The organism is Mycobacterium sp., from assembly GCF_036488105.1.
Taxonomy (GTDB): domain Bacteria; phylum Actinomycetota; class Actinomycetes; order Mycobacteriales; family Mycobacteriaceae; genus Mycobacterium.
Map to the genome: position 1 here is coordinate 1 of NZ_DASXHW010000126.1, position 15,885 is coordinate 15,885.

Sequence of the window (15,885 nt, forward strand, 5' to 3'; positions counted from 1 at the left end):
CACCTGACCGCTACCGTTACCAGCGCTGCCCAGTACTGCGATCAGCGCGGCCACCTCATCGTCGGTCGGGTTGCCTTTGAGCACCCGGATGTGCGGCTCGTGCGGCTGTGCGGCGTCGGGCGTTTCGATGTCGTCGCGCACAGGGGACTGACCGTTCGTCTCGTTCCCGTCACTCACTGCGTTCGTTCCGCTCACTTGACTCACAGGGGAATGTTCCCGTGCTTCTTCGGCGGTACCTGGGCGATCTTGCGCTCGAGCAGTCGCAGCGCCGTCCCGATGTAGCCGCGGGTGTGCGAGGGCGGGATCACCGCGTCGACGTAGCCTCGCTCGGCGGCGATGTACGGGTTGACCAGCGTGTCCTCGTACTCCTGCTGCAACTGCAGCCGCAGGGCGTCGACGTCCTCGCCGCTGCGGGCCGCCTCGCCGAGCTGTTGGCGGTAGACGAAGCCGACCGCGCCGGAGGCGCCCATCACGGCGATCTGCGCCGTCGGCCAGGCTACGTTGACGTCACAGCCCATGTCCTTGGAGCCCATCACGCAGTACGCGCCGCCGTACGCCTTGCGGGTGATGACGGTGATCTTGGGAACGGTGGCTTCGCCGTAGGCGTACAGCAGCTTGGCGCCGCGGCGGATGATGCCGTTGTATTCCTGGCCGGTACCCGGCAGAAAGCCCGGCACGTCGACCAGCATCACCACCGGGATGTTGAAGCAGTCGCAGGTCCGCACGAAGCGGGCGGCTTTCTCCGAGGCGTTGATGTCCAGACAGCCGGCGAACTGGGTCGGCTGGTTGGCCACAATCCCCACCGGCCGGCCCTCGATGCGGCCGAACCCGATCACGATGTTCTGCGCGTAACCGGCTTGCACCTCGAGGAACTCGTCGTCGTCGAGGATGCGGGTGATCACCTCGTGCATGTCGTAGGGCTGGTTGGCCGAGTCGGGGATCAGCGTGTCCAGCTCGAGGTCTTCATCAGTGAGGTTGTCCTCGATGGCACCCTCGGGAACCGGCACCGGATAGCGCGGCGGATCGGTGAAGTTGTTGGGCGGCAGGTAGCTCAGCAGATCGCGGACGTAGTCGAAGGCGTCCTGCTCGCCGGAGGCGACATAGTGCGCGGTGCCGGACTTGGCCATGTGCGTGTGCGCACCGCCGAGTTCCTCCATCGTCACGTCTTCACCGGTGACGGTCTTGATCACGTCGGGACCGGTGATGAACATCTGGCTGGTCTGGTCGACCATCACCACGAAGTCGGTCAGCGCGGGGGAGTAGACGTGGCCACCCGCGGCGGCGCCCATGATCAGCGAGATCTGCGGGACGACGCCGGAGGCCAGGATGTTGTTGCGGAAAATCGAGCTGTACAGGCCGAGCGAGACCACACCCTCCTGGATGCGCGCGCCCGCGCCGTCGTTGATCCCGATCAGCGGCCGGCCGGTCTTGATCGCCAACTCCTGCACCTTGACGATCTTTTCGCCGTAGACCTCGCCGAGGCTGCCGCCGAACACCGTGACGTCCTGGCTGAAGATGCAGACGTCGCGGCCGTCGATGGTGCCGTAACCGGTGACGACGCCGTCACCGAGCGGCCGCTTCTCGGCCAGCCCGAAATTGGTGCTGCGGTGCCGGGCCAGCGCGTCGAGTTCGACGAACGATCCCTCGTCCAGCAGGGCGTAGATGCGCTCGCGCGCGGTCAGCCTGCCCTTCTCGTGCACCTTGTCGACGGCGGCTTGACCCACCGGGTGCAGGGTCTCCTCGCTCCGCTTGCGCAGTTCGGCGAGCTTTCCCGCGGTGGTGTGAATGTCAATGTCGTGCTCAGCTTGCGCCTCGACCGAGGTCTCGGAAGTCATGGCTGTCGATCTTAGCGGTCCCTTAGATTGTGATCCCAATCCCGCGCCGGGTAAGTGAGCCGAGTGTGCGCCGACGGTGGGGATTTTGCGGCGGGATTCCCGCCGTCAGCGCACAGTGGAAGCCCAGAACGCACACTCGACTGCACTCAACGAAAAGAGGACGGCATCGTGCCAGCCGACGCCATTGACCGGTCGCCCTTGGATGTGGCGGCCTTGCGCGACGGGCTGGCGGGGCCCGGCATGCCGTGGCGTCAGCTCGATGTTGTCGCCGAAACGGGTTCCACCAACGCCGATCTGCTCGCGCGGGCCGAGGCCGGCGTTGACATCGACGGGTCGGTGTTGCTTGCTGAATATCAGAACGCCGGCCGGGGCCGCCACGGCCGGCAATGGTCGGCGCCGCCGCGGACGCAGGTCGCCCTGTCGGTCGGCGTGGCCGGCGGCTCGGTACCCCGGACGGGGTGGGGATGGTTACCGCTGGCCACCGGGGTTGCGCTGGCCGACGCGCTGGCCGCCCTGGGTGTCGAGGCGGGCCTGAAGTGGCCGAACGATGTGCTGGTCAACGATGGCAAGCTGGCCGGGATCCTCGCCGAGGTTGCCTCGCCGACGCCGGTGATCGTGCTCGGCCTCGGGCTCAACGTAACGCTGACTGCCGAGGAAGCGCCGGACCCGGCGGCCACCTCGCTGCTGATGTTGGGTTCATCGGCTACCGATCGAAACACGTTGGCGCGCAGAATACTTCGTGAGCTGGCAACGCGCGTCGACACGTGGCGGACCGCCGGGGGCGCAGATCCCGCGTTGGTCGTCGACTATCAGCGCTACAGCGTGACGCTCGGCTCGCGGGTCCGGGCCAGCATGCCCGGTGACCGTGAAGTGGTCGGCGTGGCGCGAGCCGTCGACGAAACGGGGCGATTGTGTGTCGACACCGGTGGACAGACGGTGGCAATCTCGGCCGGAGACATCACGCACCTGCGGCCCGGCGTCTAAAGTGCCACCGTGGGCTACCCCGACAACGTGCTGGCCGGCGATGAGCAGGTCGTTCTGCACCGCCACCCGCACTGGAAGCGACTTTTCTGGCCGGTCACCGTTCTGATCCTGGCGAGCGCGGCGGCATCGTTCGGTTGCGCGGTGGTCAACGGCACCTCGTGGGATCCGACCGCCAAACGGGTCGTTTTCTGGGTCATCGGGGCGATCTGGCTGGTGCTCTTGGGCTGGCTGACGGTGTGGCCGTTTTTGAATTGGCTCACCACACATTTCGTCATCACCGACCGGCGGGTGATGTTCCGGCACGGGGTGCTGAGCCGCAGCGGCATCGATATCCCGCTGGCCCGGATCAACAGCGTCGAATTCCGGCACCGGCTGATCGATCGCATACTGCGCACCGGCACCCTGATCGTCGAGTCAGCGTCACAAGATCCGTTGGAGTTCTACGACATTCCGCGCGTGGAACAGGTCCACGCGCTGCTGTATCACGAGGTTTTCGACACCCTCGGGTCCGAGGAATCGCCGAGCTGATCCGCCCGGTTCCGGCGCGCCAGCCAAGCGCCCAGCAGCGTGACCGTGCCGTTGGCCTCGACGTCCTCGAAAACCTCGGCGATCCCGCCTGCGGTGAGCGCCGATTCCAGCGCTTTGTCGCCGCTCCGGGCGGATTCGTCGGGGAACACCCAGCGCCGGAACGCCCAGAAGCGGAACGCCATCTGCAGCAGATTGCCGATGAGGTAGGCCGAGATGAAGTCGGCGATGTTCTCTGCGGTCAGTGACACCATCGGCACCCGCAGGTCCAGGATGTAGCTGGAGACCCACAGCGGCGCCATGCTAAGCAGCACCCCGACGCCGCTGAACGCGAAGAACAGCAGGGCCTCGTGGTGACGCTCGCGGCCGCCGCGGTCGCGGAAGCTCCATTCCCTGTTCATGATGTACGACGCGATGACCGCGACGATGCCGGCGATGACCTTGGCGGTCACCGGTTTGGGCTCCAGGATCGTCAGCTTCAGGGTGTAGAAAATGGCCGAGTCGATGACAAACGTGGTCGCGCCGACGATCGCGAACTTGATCAGCTCGTGATGGCGCTCGGCGTAGGGGCGGATCGGCCCCGGCAGTCGGGCGATCGTGGCATCGGCGAAGGACACAATGTCGCAGTCTACGTATTAGTTGCTGAGGGTGCTCTGTGACCGCGTCACCGCCGATAAAGCACCCGTTCAGCGGCCGTGACACCATTATTGCCGTGCCGAGTACCCCCAACGCTTCGCCCCAGGTCGCCATGGTCGGTGGGGGCCAGCTGGCCCGGATGACCCACCAGGCGGCGATCGCGATGGGCCAGAGCCTGCGAGTACTGGCCGCCGACGCCGCCGATCCCGCCGCTCAGGTCAGTCCCGACGTGGTGATCGGCTCGCACACCGATCTCGAGGCGCTGCGTCGCGTCGCCGCCGGTTGCGCGGCGCTGACCTTCGACCACGAGCATGTTCCCACTGAGCTGCTGGAAAAGCTGGTCGCGGAGGGCGTCAACGTCGCGCCGCCGCCGGAGGCGCTGGTGCATGCGCAGGACAAGCTGGTCATGCGGCGACGGCTGCAGGCCCTTGGCGCGTCGGTGCCGCGCTACGCGGCCATCGAGCGACCCGGCGACGTTGATGAGTTCGCCCGACGGGTGGACGGGCCGGTCGTCGTCAAGGCGGTTCGCGGCGGCTACGACGGGCGCGGGGTGCAGATGGCGGCCGACGTGGCGCAGGCCCGCGCCATCGCGGGTCAATATTTAGATTCTGGCGTACCGGTATTGGTCGAGGAGCGGGTCGCGATGCGCCGTGAACTCTCGGCGCTGGTGGCCCGGTCGCCGTTCGGGCAGGGCGCGGCCTGGCCGGTGGTCGAGACCGTGCAGCGCGACGGCATCTGCGTGCTGGTGATGGCGCCGGCTCCGGCGCTGCCCGACCACCTCGGCGCGGCGGCGCAGCGGCTGGCGCTGAGCCTGGCCGCCGAACTGGGCGTGGTGGGTGTGCTGGCCGTCGAGCTGTTCGAAACCGTCGACGGGGAGCTGCTGGTCAACGAGCTGGCGATGCGCCCGCACAATTCCGGGCACTGGACCATGGACGGGTCGCGGACCAGCCAGTTCGAGCAGCACCTGCGCGCGGTGCTGGACTACCCGCTCGGCGACACCGAGACCATCACGCCGGTGACGGTGATGGCCAACGTGCTGGGCGCGGCGCAAACGCCGACGATGTCGCTCGACGAGCGGTTGCACCACCTGTTCGCGCGGATGCCCGACGCCCGGGTTCATCTCTACGGCAAGGAAGAACGCCCCGGCCGCAAGATCGGGCACATCAATTTCCTCGGCAGCGACGCGGCCGAGTTGGCAAACCTGCGTGAACGCGCGGAGCGCGCGGCACACTGGTTGTCAGAAGGGCAATGGACGGACGGATGGGACCCGCATGACTGACGCCGTACGCGTTGGCGTGATCATGGGCAGCGACAGCGACTGGTCGGTGATGTCCGACGCCGCCGACGCGCTGGCCGAGTTCGACGTCGCCTACGAGATCGGGGTGTATTCGGCGCACCGCACCCCGCAGCGCATGCTCGACTACGCCCAGCAGGCCTCCGACCGCGGCGTCGAGGTGATCATCGCCGGCGCGGGCGGCGCGGCCCACCTGCCCGGCATGGTGGCCTCGGCCACGCCGCTCCCGGTGATCGGCGTCCCGGTTCCACTGGCCAAGCTGGACGGGCTGGACTCGCTGCTGTCGATCGTGCAGATGCCGGCCGGGGTGCCGGTGGCCACCGTGTCGATCGGTGGCGCCCGCAATGCGGGTCTGCTGGCGGTGCGCATTCTGGCCGTGTCCGATCCTGCGCTGCGCAACCGGATTGTGGCGTTCCAGAAGGAGCTGGCGGAGTCGGTGCTGGCCAAGGATGCGGCGCTGAAAAAGCGCCAAGGTAAAGTTACCGGCGAGTAGCTAAGGAGGCTGGGATGGCTGGAGATCCGTCGTTCGATCTGTTCAAGCTGCCTGAGGAGCACGACGAATTGCGGGCGGCGATCCGCGCGTTGGCGGAAAAAGAGATCGCCCCGCACGCCGCGGACGTCGACCAGCAGCCCCGCTTTCCCGAGGAGGCGTTGCATGCGCTGAATGCGTCCGGCTTCAACGCCGTACACGTTCCCGAGGAGTACGGCGGTCAGGGCGCGGACTCGGTCGCGGCGTGCATCGTGATCGAAGAGGTGGCGCGCGTCGACGCCTCGGCGTCGTTGATCCCGGCGGTGAACAAGCTGGGCACGATGGGACTGATCCTGCGCGGTTCGGAGGAGCTGAAGAAGCAGGTGTTGCCCTCGCTGGCCTCCGATGGGGCGATGGCCTCCTATGCGTTGAGCGAGCGCGAGGCCGGCAGCGACGCCGCGTCGATGCGGACCCGGGCCAAAGCCGACGGAGACGACTGGATCCTGAACGGCACCAAGGCCTGGATCACCAACGGCGGCAAGTCGACCTGGTACACGGTGATGGCCGTGACCGACCCGGGCAAGGGCGCCAACGGCATCTCGGCGTTCATCGTGCACAAAGACGACGAGGGTTTCAGCGTCGGGCCCAAGGAAAAGAAGTTGGGCATCAAGGGTTCTCCGACCACCGAGCTGTACTTCGAGAATTGCCGGGTCCCCGGCGACCGGATGATCGGTGAACCCGGCACCGGTTTCAAGACCGCGTTGGCCACCCTCGACCACACCCGCCCGACGATCGGCGCGCAGGCCGTCGGCATCGCCCAGGGCGCGGTCGATGCGGCGATCGCATACACCAAGGACCGCAAGCAGTTTGGCGAGTCGATCAGCACGTTCCAGGCCGTCCAGTTCATGCTGGCCGACATGGCGATGAAGGTCGAGGCCGCTCGGCTGATGGTGTACACCGCGGCCGCCCGCGCCGAGCGTGGCGAGCCGAATCTGGGCTTCATCTCGGCGGCGTCGAAATGCTTTGCCTCCGATGTGGCGATGGAAGTCACCACCGACGCCGTGCAACTTTTCGGCGGCGCGGGATTCACCACCGACTTCCCGGTGGAGCGGTTCATGCGCGACGCCAAGATCACTCAGATCTACGAGGGCACCAACCAGATTCAGCGCGTCGTGATGAGCCGCGCGCTGCTGCGCTGAATCGGTCGTTCAACTCACCTCCGGGAGTTAGATCTTCACGCGTTGACCGGGCGCCAACGCCAGGTCTTCGACCTGCTTGCCGCCGGGCTCAGCAACCCAGAGATCGCGGCCGAGCTACACATCAGCCCCAAAACGGTTGGCCACCACGTCGAGGCGATCTTGACCAAGCTGGGCGTGCAGAACCGCACCCACGCGGTTGCCTACGCGCTGCAACACCAGGCCGCGCTGGACGCGAAGCCGTAAGCTATGCCGTTGCGCCGGCAGCGGTTCCGCTCAGCCCCGCGCTCTCGACGCTGAGCAGGCTTTCCGCTTCGTGCTCTTCCCGGTACGCCTTGGCGCCGCCGTTCAGCCCGAACAGCCGTTTGCTCCACAACAGCCACACCACCGCGACGATGTTGATAGCGAGAGCGAAAAGCCGCAGCGCCGTGATCTTTTCGGTCAGCTCGTAGATTTCCAGCGGAAGGAACACGCTGGTGGCGATCACCGCGAAATACTCGCCCCACCGTTGCATCAGCCACAACCCGACCGCCTCCACCAGTTCGATCGCCGCGTAGCCAGCAAGGCCCGCCGCGATCCACGTCAACGTCGATGACGACAGTGAGAATGCGTGCGAGATACTGTGAATGATCTTGGAGTTGTCCGGATTCCATCCAATCTGGTTTGCCAACGGCTTGAGCAGCGGCAGATCTTGGTCGAACGCCTGGCGCAACCGCTCGCGTGACCCGTTGACCTTGAACACACCGGCCGCTACTGCCAGAAAAATCACGGCGCGAAGCGCGCGCTCGATCGCGAGCGCCCGCATCAATGTCCGGTCCCGTAGGAAGCGCCCGCGGGGGATTTCCGGTGCGGTGTTGGCCGGTCCGCTACGCCGCGGCGGCCCGACGACGAAGGTTTCGCAGCGCAAGCAACGCCAGGCTTTTCCGGCCGGGGTCTCGACCGTCAGGCGCTCCCGGAGTTCCGGCTCATCGGGAGCGAACGTTGCGTGTCCACGCAGTCCGCACGAGCGCAGAGCAAAATCCACCATAAGAGCACGCTACAGCGACTTCCCGCATTGCCAGCGGTATCGGGTGACGTGCTCAATCTGTACGGTGACCAGAATGACCAGCAACACACGTGAAGTCGTGCGTAATCAGCTACTGATTGATGCTCTCGGTGGCCCGATCGATCTCAATGCGGTGGATCGGCGTGTCCAACATGGGAATTCGTCGGCGTTGCCGGTCGAGGTACAGAACGAAACGTTGGATGCCATTCGCGAATGGGTGAGCGACGAACTGTTCAGGATCAGCGCGCTCGTTGATAAATCGCAACGCTTTGAGGCTTGGCATCATTTGCTCGACCATTCGTTGCACGAGATCTCTCACGACTACGTCAAACACTATGGCGACCCCGAGAAATGGATGTTCGCGGCGTGGCTGTCGCTGACCGGGAAAGGCGCACTGCTCGCACGATCGCTCGAGGAAAAGGACATCGACGGATATCGCGCGAAAGCGACGTGAGGCGCAGCGCGCCGCGGGTCAGACCCGCCACCGACGACGACCTCGAACGCGTCTGCGAGATCGTCAACCACTACATCGAGAAGAGCGTCTTCAACTTTCGGACTGAGCCGCAGACCGTCGATGAGCTACGCGCTCAGTGGGCGCAACGGCACCAACGATTTCCCTGGCTGGTAGCGACCGACGACGGCCACGTCATCGGTGTGGCCTACGCGGGACCTTGGAATGAGCGCGCCGCCTACCGGTGGACCGCCGAATCCACCATCTACGTCGACCCGTCGGCGCACCGGAGCGGGGTCGGTGACGCGCTCTACGCCGAGCTACTCAACCGCCTGCGCCAGCAGGGATTCCACAGCGCTGTCGCGGTGATCGCGTTGCCCAATGATCCGAGCGTCCGGCTGCACGAGCGGCACGGGTTCGCCCGCGTCGGACATCTTCTCGAGGCCGGCTACAAACACGACGCGTGGCACGACGTCGGCTTCTGGCAGTGCAAGCTGGCTGACGACTAGCGCGCACCGATTTATGCTGTGCAACAGCGGCCTCAGTCATCGACATCACTTAACGCTTCGGTCAATTTCCATTCACTTTTCCGGGGTCGCGGCCGCGTACGGTACCGCCTTATGAGCGCACCTTCGCCTGTGCCCGCTTCCGGGGTGGCGTCAGACGGCAAATGGTCCCCGCGGCGGTGGGAAACCACCTTCATCAGCGTGACGAATGAATCCCTGCAGGTTGTCATCGATGAAGCGAATCGGCATGCGAACACCCACGGAGCAGAGGGTTGGGAGGTCGTCAACTCCTCGGTGCAGCGCGTTCAGGTCTCGCATCACTTCGCGGGCTACGACAAGGGCGGCGAGTTCTACTTCGAGTGGAGCATCGTCATCACCATGAAGCGACCATTAGGGCCTGCCTGAGGCCCGCCCGCAGGTGTGGCGGGCGGGCGCCCGCCGCGCAGTGACCTAACATCACCTGGTGACCGAATCCCGTTCGATCGGCGATCCGGCCAGCCTCGTTGCCGACGCGTGCTGCGCCGAAACCGGGCCCTGCCAGCCCGTCGCACACGACACACAATGGCAGCACCGCGCGCAGTGGGCGTGGCGGCTGGCCTGGGTCAGCATGGTGGCCATGCTCACCGAGGGTGTAGTCGGGCTGTGGCAGGGCCTCGCGGTCGGCTCCATCGCGCTGACCGGGTGGGCGCTGGGCAGCTTGCCGGAGGCGCTGGCCAGCGCGATGGTCGCGTGGCGATTCTCCGGCTCGCGCACCTTGTCACCAACCGCTGAACGTCGCGCCCAGATCGGCGTCGCGTGGTCGTTTTGGCTGACGGCCCCGTATATCGGCGCGGAATCCATCCACCACCTGCTCGACCAGCAGCACGCCGAGACGTCGGTGATCGGTATTGCCCTGACGACGGCATCGCTGGTGCTGATGCCGATGTTGGGCCGGGCCAAGCACCGCCTCGCTGTTCGGCTGGGCTCGGCGGCCACCGCGGGCGAAGGCACCCAGAACTACCTGTGCGGTGCGCAGGCCGCAGCGGTCCTGGTCGGGTTGGCCGTTGTCGCGTTCTGGCCGAGCTGCTGGTGGTTCGATCCGGTGATCGGTCTGGGCATCGCCGCCGTCGCAATCTGGCAGGGCGTCCGGTCGTGGCGCGGCGAGGACTGCGGCTGCTGAACCCCGCGGGGGGCGTCATTCTTCGTCGGTCAGGTCCGGTGAATCGTTGCCCCACGTGCTCGGCATCATCGGCATGCGCGGGGCGCTGCCGAAGTCGTCGTCGGCGAGCGTGGCCAGTCCGGTTGCCGCGCCGGCGCTGACTTTGGTTGCGGTGCCGGAGAATCCGAGCGGTCCGGACCCGTGCGGCGAGGGGTACACGGTCGGCTCGTCATCCAGATCGATGTATTCGTGGCCGCGGCCGAGACGTTCGACGGTGCTACGCCGGCGCCTACCATCCGGCGTCTTCTTCGGGGCCACTGCCGGGGCTGGGTTTTCGGTGCCCTCGGCCGGTTGTGCTTCCTTGGCCTTGGCGGCCTGGTTCGCCGTTCTGCGCGCCGTCGCGGACAGGAGCCCGACCATGTAGAGATAGCCCTGCATGGTGGCCAGCGGAGGCCCGGCGGGCGTCGGCGGCGGTGGTGGCGGCGTGTGCACCGGGGCGGAGGTCACTACCTGCGCCGGGGTGGCCGCCGGTGCGGGGACCGGCGTCGGCACGGGCGTGGGGCCCGGTGGTGCCGCCATGGCGAGGGGCATCGGAAGCGGAGGAATGGGCAGCGGCGGAATCGCGGCCAGCCCGGCCAAGCCGGCCAAGCCGGCGAAGCCCGCCAACGGGGCGGCCGCCAACGGAATCAACGGCACGGTCAACAGCGGCAGAACTGCCGGGATCAATGCGACGACCGACTCGAGCAGCGTCTTCAGCAGCGCGATGGTGTCGGTGATGATCGTGCCCACGGCTTCGACGGTGCCCAGCACCAGCGTCACTCCGATTGCATACGGATTACCCGACGCCAACGCAGCGGTCATGTCTGCGCCGATGAAGGCGAACGTCTCGGACAGGTAGGCGACGTAGGACCCGATGTCCATCGGGTAGCCGAGAGCGAATGCGATGTTGAACGGGTTGAGGAAGGCAAGCGGGTTGCCGACCGCCGTCAGATAGGGATCGATCCCGGACAACAGTGAGATCAGGTAGGGGTTGTTGTCGAGATTGTCAATCAACGGCTGCAGGACGTTGTTGTAGAAGTCGGTGTAGCCGATCTGCTGCAGCCAGTCCATCCATTGCTGCTCGGTGTCGGGGGGCAACGTGGAGGTTGAATCGGCTTTCGACGCAGCGGAATTCGCTTTAACGACCTGCGGTGCCGGGGTGGTCTGCGGCGATGCCACTACCGCCGCGCCGGCGATGGTTTGATAGGTGCCCATCACAGTGGCGGCCTGGACCCACATCCGCGCGTAGTCGGCCTCGTTCAGGGCGATCGGAATCGTGTTGATGCCAAGGAAATTCGTCGCCAGCAGCACACCGTGGGTCACGTGGTTGGCGGTCAGCTCGGGCAGCGTCGGCATGGCGGCCAGCGCGGTGGTGTAGGCCGTCGCGGCCACCTCTTGTTGAGCGGCAGTCGCGGCGCTGTCGGCGCTGGCCTGGGTCAGCCAGGCCAGATACGGAACGTGTGCGGCGACATAGGCTTCGGCGCTCGGGCCGTCCCACGTCCCGGCCTGCACGGCTTCCAAGACCGCCGTCAGCTCGTTGGCGGTCTCGGTGTAGGTCGCGCTCAACGAATTCCACGCTTGCGCAGCAGCGAGCAAGGAGCCCGGGCCCGGACCGCTACTCAGCAGCGCGGAATGCACCTCCGGGGGCGCGGCCATGAAGATCGGGGCGGTCATGATGCGTCCTTCCTGCCGACCGTGCCGGGTATTCGGCTGAAAACGCAGTCACCGCAGAGTCCGCCGCTAGGCGTGCGGTAGAACAGGCAGCAACTGCTACGGCGATAGCCGTTATTGCTGAAACATATTGTGTTGAGCAGTCTTTCGTCGACACATAGCCGGTAGGCCAGTTGCCAGCCTGGGCCGGGGGAGGCCGCCGCTCGATGGCGGTCGTATGCCCGCGCCGCGCCCAGCAGTGCTGATGCGGCGTTGCCGCGCAACAACTCGGGTGAGACGTTGGTCAGTTGGTGCAGTGCTGTGGACAACGGTGTCAGGTGCACGTCAAAGACAGCGTCAGCCAACCTGGATTCCAGGCCGTCACCTCGCCAGGCGACCGGGTGGACGATATGCAACGCGATCTGACCGCAGACTTCACGGAACAGCAACTCGTCGTCGCCGAGTGCGGGCAACAGTTGGTGGCCGGCGACGGCGCCGATGCCGATCGACCACAATCGCGCGGCGAAGCCGAGGGAGAAGATCGAGGCGGCGACTCGCGGTTCCGCGGCACCGAGGCGAGCCTGCACTCGCTCGACGATGCCGCCCAGCAGGTCGCGGTCGGTGTAGAGCCGGCGCACGGAGCACCAGCCGTTGTCGACGGGCCCGGTGCCGATGGCGAAATAGCCGTTGATGTCACCGAGTTCGGCCAGCACGGCCGGTAGGTCTGCAGTGCCGCGCTCAACAGGGGCCCAGGAATGGCGTGACATCGACGCTCGCCAGCTCTCTCGGGGTCGACCGCCCCGGGTTGCAGGATGCGACGACGCGAGTGTCCTGGCTCTCGGATCGCCGCTCGCCTCGCCTTCCAGCTCGCGGCCGTGGCTAGTGAGGTTCGCTCCCCGATGACAGTGGCGGGACCGCGCCGGATTTGCACCGGCTTCCTACATCGTCATCGCCTTACCCGGGGATTATCGCATTCTCGCGCCATACCTGTTCGCAAATGAGCCGCGAACTGTTTGCCATCTGCGGTGGTCTTGCTCACCCCGTGCCGGCGCTCAACGCGTCCACCGCCGCGTCGATGCTCGGGACGATCGTCGGACCGTAGCGGGCGACCAGTTGTCCGAGTGAGCGGGCGAGGTGCGGCCCAACCGCCTCCGCCAGCAGGACGTCTTCGCCGATCACGATGCCGCCGACCACGTGTGCCGCCATCAACCGGCCATCCCGAGTCACCTCGTAGCGCCAATCACTGATCTGCAGCCGTTCGGGTTGCGACCTGAACATTCCCCGACGGGCAGCGGTATGCGCAACGCCCGGCAGCGCGGCAAAAACGGTAATCACCAACCCGATTCCGCCCGGTCCGGCCAGCGCGTCGGTGACGGTGCGGCTTACTCGCTCGGCATCGAAAGCCGCCATCAGTCGTTCATGGCCAGCACGAACGACGGCGATATGGTTTCGGCCGTCCCGCTGCGGCGCACCGCCGTTCCGGCGGCGTAGAACTCCACCGTGTGGTAGCCCCAGGCGTAGTTTTGGATGGCGAAATGTACTCCGACGACGCCGGATGCACCGTCGCGCTCGGCTTCACTTTGCATGCGCGACATGGCCAACTCGCGCGCTTCGTAGTTTCCCGTTGTCCACTGCGGCATCTCGACGTTGCGGCCCATTTGTCGCAAGGTTTGCAGAAAGCCTTGCGCTGCAATGTGAAACACGCAGTTGCCCATGACGAACGCCACCGGCGCATAACCCGACCGAAGCAGGGTCGCCATGTCCTGTCCGGACAGGTGACTGGAGAAAGCCTGCCCATTGGCCCGCCGAAACGAGCCTGGTTTAGGGGTGTAGCGCACCGCGGTCCCGACCGCGATGAATTCCAAGTGCTCCGATTCGGCGCCGTGCTGGCGCCATTCCAGGCGGACACCGACGACGCCGTCGGCGCCCAACGAGTCGGCCTCGGCCTGCATGCGGGCCATCGCGTTCCAGCGCGCCCGATATGTCGCCTCGGTCAGCACCGGCAGCTCGGATTGTTGCCGGATGCCGGCGAATTGGTAGCCCACGTGGTAGACGGAGACACCCATCACGAGATCGAGTGGCTCGAAACCGGCCCCATGCAGGATTGCGAATTCGTTGATGGACAGGTCGGACGTGAAGACCTTGTCGGCGTGCGAGAGTCGTTCGCTGGCAACGGGGTCGAGCGGAGTCGAAGACACCTTAGCCCTTCTTTCAACGATCGAGCCTTTCACCGAACGAGCCTTTCGCCGGTTGCGCACATCGTACGAGTCCGACGCCGGGGCCGATGGTCGTTCAGTCCAAGCGGTACCGAATCAAGCGTGAACTGTTCGCGACGACGGCGACGGACGAGGCGTTGTGCAGGATCGCCGCGAGCACGGGCGACAACGCGCCGCCGGCGCCGATGAGCAACCCGGCGGCGTTGACGGCGATCGACATGCCGTAGTTCTGCCGGATGACCTCGACCGCGCGAGCGCCCAGGTCGCCGACGTCGAGTAGCCGCCGGAGGTCGTCGTTGGCCAGCGCGACGTCGGCGGTCTCGACCGCGACGTCGGTGCCGGCCAGCCCCATGGCGATGCCGATGTTCGCCGCGGCCAGCGCCGGGGCGTCGTTGATGCCGTCGCCGACCATCCCGACGATGTAACCCTCCTGCTGGAGTTGGCGCACCACCTCGAGCTTCTCCTCGGGCATCACCTCGGCCCGCCACTCGTCGATATCGAGTTCGCCCGCAACGACTTTCGCGATGTCGGGGTGATCGCCGGTGAGCATGACGATTCGGCGGATTCCGTTGGCGCGCAACTTCTTCAGCACATCGGGCGCCTCGGAACGGACCTCGTCGCGCAGGCTGATCAGCCCGACCAGCGTCTCGTCCACGGCGAGCAACAGCGGGGTTTCGGCCTGGCGGCGCAGCTTGTCGACCCAGTCGGCGGCCTCGCGGGACACCTCGACATTCTCCGACCGCAGCAGCGACGGGCTGCCCAGCAGCAGGGTTCGGCCGTCGGCCCAGGTTCGCATGCCGAGCCCGACCAGCACCTCACATTCCTCGTGCGGCGGAATGGTGATCCGGCGTTCCTCGGTCGAGCGGATCACGGCCTCGGCCAGTGGATGGCGAGAGTGCAACTCCGAGCTGGCCGCGTAGGCGAGCACCTGCTCGGGCTGCCAATCATCGTGCAACGCAATGATGTTCGTGACCACCGGGCGCCCGACCGTGAGCGTCCCGGTCTTGTCGAAGACGATCGCGTCCACCCGGCCGGCCTGCTCCAGGTGCGAACCGCCCTTGATCAGGATGCCGCGCCGAGCGCCGTTGCCGATCGCCGCGCTGATCGCCGTCGGGGTAGCCAGGCCCACCGCGCACGGGCAAGCGATCAGCAGCATCGTCATTGCGCGCCGCACATCGCCGGTGAGGACCAGGGTGATTGCCGAGACGATGAACGAGATCGGCACGAAGCGACGGGAGAAGTTCTCGCCGATGGTTTGGATGGGCGCGCGATCGTGTTGCGCCTCTTCGACGCGGGAGATGATGCGGCCGATGGTGGTCTGGTTGCCGACCGCACGGGCGCGAACGACCAGGCGGCCGCGCAGCACCACCGAGCCGGCATGCACCGTCGACCCGGCAACGATGCTGACCGGCAGGGTTTCGCCGGTGATCGCGGACTGGTCGACCACCGCGTCGCCGTCGACCACGTCGCCGTCGACCGGTATCGCGACGTGGTCGTGGATCACCACGTCGTCGCCGATCTCCACGGTGTCGATTGGCACCTGGACTTCGTTCCCGTCGTCCAGCCTGATCCACGCGGTATCGGCGGTGCCGCGCAACAGATCCGAGATGGCCCGCCGGGTCCGGCGCAAGGTCAGATCTTGAAGGTATTCACCGACATTGAGCAGCCAGAGCACGGTGAGTGCGACCACGTTCTCGCGCAGCACCAGGCTGGCGACCGTCGCTGCGGTGACCAACGCATCGGTGCCGGCGCGCCCGGACCGCAGGCCGCGCAGCGCGCCGCGTAGGAAGGGGTAGCCCATGAACACCGTCGCCCCGGTCGCGACCAGTTGGCCGGACGCGCTCAGCAGGGGTGGCCGGTTGAAGGCGTAGCGGCGCACCCCGAGCAGGGCCAGCGCTGCG

Annotated in this window: 18 protein-coding genes, 1 pseudogene and 1 riboswitch; of the genes and pseudogenes, 10 read left to right on the forward strand and 9 right to left on the reverse strand. The window is 66.5% G+C overall.

What is annotated here, in order from left to right; genetic code table 11:
* Both VGH54_RS06655 and VGH54_RS06660 read right to left on the reverse strand, forming a co-directional pair.
* Positions 1 to 225, reverse strand: a pseudogene (locus tag VGH54_RS06655) (acyl-CoA carboxylase subunit epsilon); the annotation flags it as partial.
* Positions 201 to 1,835 (reverse strand): acyl-CoA carboxylase subunit beta, encoded by a 1,635-nt coding sequence (locus VGH54_RS06660; RefSeq protein WP_331511149.1) that lies wholly within the window; start codon positions 1,833 to 1,835, stop codon positions 201 to 203. The gene VGH54_RS06660 and the pseudogene VGH54_RS06655, both read right to left, overlap by 25 nt.
* Positions 1,836 to 2,075: 240 nt before the next feature.
* On the opposite strand from VGH54_RS06660, the gene VGH54_RS06665 reads away from it, so the two are divergent.
* Positions 2,076 to 2,819 carry a biotin--[acetyl-CoA-carboxylase] ligase gene (locus tag VGH54_RS06665; RefSeq protein ID WP_414688659.1) on the forward strand — a complete coding sequence of 248 codons (744 nt, stop codon included), beginning with the start codon at positions 2,076 to 2,078 and terminating at the stop codon, positions 2,817 to 2,819.
* A gap of 9 nt (positions 2,820 to 2,828) precedes the next feature.
* On the forward strand, positions 2,829 to 3,347 hold the full coding sequence (locus tag VGH54_RS06670) for a PH domain-containing protein (RefSeq protein WP_331511150.1): 519 nt from the start codon (positions 2,829 to 2,831) through the stop codon (positions 3,345 to 3,347).
* Here the strand turns inward: VGH54_RS06670 and VGH54_RS06675 are convergent.
* Positions 3,302 to 3,961 (reverse strand): GtrA family protein, encoded by a 660-nt coding sequence (locus tag VGH54_RS06675; RefSeq protein WP_331511151.1) that lies wholly within the window; start codon positions 3,959 to 3,961, stop codon positions 3,302 to 3,304. The two genes, VGH54_RS06670 and VGH54_RS06675, sit on opposite strands and share 46 nt — an antisense overlap.
* Positions 3,962 to 4,047: 86 nt before the next feature.
* Here VGH54_RS06675 and VGH54_RS06680 point away from each other — a divergent pair, with 86 nt between their 5' ends.
* From VGH54_RS06680 to VGH54_RS06695, 4 genes are read left to right on the forward strand one after another with little or no spacing between them, the layout of a single operon-like run.
* Positions 4,048 to 5,259, forward strand: a complete 1,212-nt coding sequence (locus VGH54_RS06680; protein ID WP_331511165.1) for a 5-(carboxyamino)imidazole ribonucleotide synthase — start codon at positions 4,048 to 4,050, stop codon at positions 5,257 to 5,259.
* Entirely contained in the window at positions 5,252 to 5,767 is a 516-nt protein-coding gene (gene purE, locus VGH54_RS06685; RefSeq protein WP_331511152.1) for a 5-(carboxyamino)imidazole ribonucleotide mutase, read from the forward strand. Before VGH54_RS06680 ends, purE begins: the two co-directional genes overlap by 8 nt.
* A gap of 14 nt (positions 5,768 to 5,781) precedes the next feature.
* Positions 5,782 to 6,942 (forward strand): acyl-CoA dehydrogenase, encoded by a 1,161-nt coding sequence (locus VGH54_RS06690; protein ID WP_331511153.1) that lies wholly within the window; start codon positions 5,782 to 5,784, stop codon positions 6,940 to 6,942.
* Between the two features lie 42 nt (positions 6,943 to 6,984).
* Positions 6,985 to 7,185, forward strand: a complete 201-nt coding sequence (locus VGH54_RS06695; RefSeq protein WP_331511154.1) for a helix-turn-helix transcriptional regulator — start codon at positions 6,985 to 6,987, stop codon at positions 7,183 to 7,185.
* 1 nt (position 7,186) lies between these two features.
* Here the strand turns inward: VGH54_RS06695 and VGH54_RS06700 are convergent, their stop codons facing one another.
* Positions 7,187 to 7,966, reverse strand: coding sequence for a DUF2127 domain-containing protein (locus tag VGH54_RS06700; RefSeq protein ID WP_331511155.1), 780 nt, complete (start codon positions 7,964 to 7,966; stop codon positions 7,187 to 7,189).
* 73 nt (positions 7,967 to 8,039) lie between these two features.
* On the opposite strand from VGH54_RS06700, the gene VGH54_RS06705 reads away from it, so the two are divergent.
* The 4 genes from VGH54_RS06705 to VGH54_RS06720 all read left to right on the forward strand — a co-directional run bounded on the left by VGH54_RS06705 (position 8,040) and on the right by VGH54_RS06720 (position 10,100).
* The gene (locus VGH54_RS06705) at positions 8,040 to 8,438 is read left to right on the forward strand and encodes a hypothetical protein (protein ID WP_331511156.1); all 399 of its coding nucleotides are present in this window, start codon (positions 8,040 to 8,042) and stop codon (positions 8,436 to 8,438) included.
* Complete coding sequence (locus VGH54_RS06710) at positions 8,435 to 8,944, forward strand: N-acetyltransferase family protein (RefSeq protein ID WP_331511157.1); 510 nt, start codon at positions 8,435 to 8,437, stop codon at positions 8,942 to 8,944. The genes VGH54_RS06705 and VGH54_RS06710 overlap by 4 nt, the downstream gene beginning before the upstream one ends.
* Before the next feature lie 198 nt (positions 8,945 to 9,142).
* Positions 9,143 to 9,346, forward strand: coding sequence for a hypothetical protein (locus VGH54_RS06715; RefSeq protein WP_331511158.1), 204 nt, complete (start codon positions 9,143 to 9,145; stop codon positions 9,344 to 9,346).
* A gap of 58 nt (positions 9,347 to 9,404) precedes the next feature.
* The gene (locus tag VGH54_RS06720; protein WP_414688658.1) at positions 9,405 to 10,100 is read left to right on the forward strand and encodes a cation transporter; all 696 of its coding nucleotides are present in this window, start codon (positions 9,405 to 9,407) and stop codon (positions 10,098 to 10,100) included.
* Positions 10,101 to 10,115: 15 nt separating this feature from the next.
* Here VGH54_RS06720 and VGH54_RS06725 read toward each other — a convergent pair whose 3' ends face one another.
* The 5 genes from VGH54_RS06725 to ctpC all read right to left on the reverse strand — a co-directional run.
* Positions 10,116 to 11,792 carry a PPE family protein gene (locus VGH54_RS06725; RefSeq protein WP_331511159.1) on the reverse strand — a complete coding sequence of 559 codons (1,677 nt, stop codon included), beginning with the start codon at positions 11,790 to 11,792 and terminating at the stop codon, positions 10,116 to 10,118.
* Positions 11,789 to 12,535 carry a (2Fe-2S)-binding protein gene (locus VGH54_RS06730; RefSeq protein WP_331511160.1) on the reverse strand — a complete coding sequence of 249 codons (747 nt, stop codon included), beginning with the start codon at positions 12,533 to 12,535 and terminating at the stop codon, positions 11,789 to 11,791. The genes VGH54_RS06725 and VGH54_RS06730 overlap by 4 nt, the downstream gene beginning before the upstream one ends.
* Positions 12,536 to 12,572: 37 nt before the next feature.
* Positions 12,573 to 12,759: riboswitch (cobalamin riboswitch) on the reverse strand.
* A gap of 44 nt (positions 12,760 to 12,803) precedes the next feature.
* Positions 12,804 to 13,178 carry a DUF5073 family protein gene (locus VGH54_RS06735; protein WP_331511161.1) on the reverse strand — a complete coding sequence of 125 codons (375 nt, stop codon included), beginning with the start codon at positions 13,176 to 13,178 and terminating at the stop codon, positions 12,804 to 12,806.
* Positions 13,178 to 13,966: a heavy metal-binding domain-containing protein gene (locus VGH54_RS06740; protein WP_331511162.1), complete on the reverse strand. Its 789-nt coding sequence runs from the start codon at positions 13,964 to 13,966 to the stop codon at positions 13,178 to 13,180. Before VGH54_RS06740 ends, VGH54_RS06735 begins: the two co-directional genes overlap by 1 nt.
* Before the next feature lie 94 nt (positions 13,967 to 14,060).
* A partial coding sequence (gene ctpC, locus VGH54_RS06745) for a manganese-exporting P-type ATPase CtpC (RefSeq protein ID WP_331511163.1) occupies positions 14,061 to 15,885 on the reverse strand: 1,825 nt, incomplete at its 5' end.

Excerpts from the sequence above, each read along its gene's own strand:
- purE (WP_331511152.1), top strand. The coding sequence starts at position 5,252 with ATGACTGACGCCGTACGCGTTGGCGTGATCATGGGCAGCGACAGCGAC.
- VGH54_RS06660 (WP_331511149.1), bottom strand. The coding sequence starts at position 1,835 with ATGACTTCCGAGACCTCGGTCGAGGCGCAAGCTGAGCACGACATTGAC.
- VGH54_RS06725 (WP_331511159.1), bottom strand. The coding sequence starts at position 11,792 with ATGACCGCCCCGATCTTCATGGCCGCGCCCCCGGAGGTGCATTCCGCG.
- VGH54_RS06665 (WP_414688659.1), top strand. The coding sequence starts at position 2,076 with ATGCCGTGGCGTCAGCTCGATGTTGTCGCCGAAACGGGTTCCACCAAC.
- VGH54_RS06730 (WP_331511160.1), bottom strand. The coding sequence starts at position 12,535 with ATGTCACGCCATTCCTGGGCCCCTGTTGAGCGCGGCACTGCAGACCTA.
- VGH54_RS06735 (WP_331511161.1), bottom strand. The coding sequence starts at position 13,178 with ATGGCGGCTTTCGATGCCGAGCGAGTAAGCCGCACCGTCACCGACGCG.
- VGH54_RS06705 (WP_331511156.1), top strand. The coding sequence starts at position 8,040 with ATGACCAGCAACACACGTGAAGTCGTGCGTAATCAGCTACTGATTGAT.
- VGH54_RS06700 (WP_331511155.1), bottom strand. The coding sequence starts at position 7,966 with ATGGTGGATTTTGCTCTGCGCTCGTGCGGACTGCGTGGACACGCAACG.
- VGH54_RS06690 (WP_331511153.1), top strand. The coding sequence starts at position 5,782 with ATGGCTGGAGATCCGTCGTTCGATCTGTTCAAGCTGCCTGAGGAGCAC.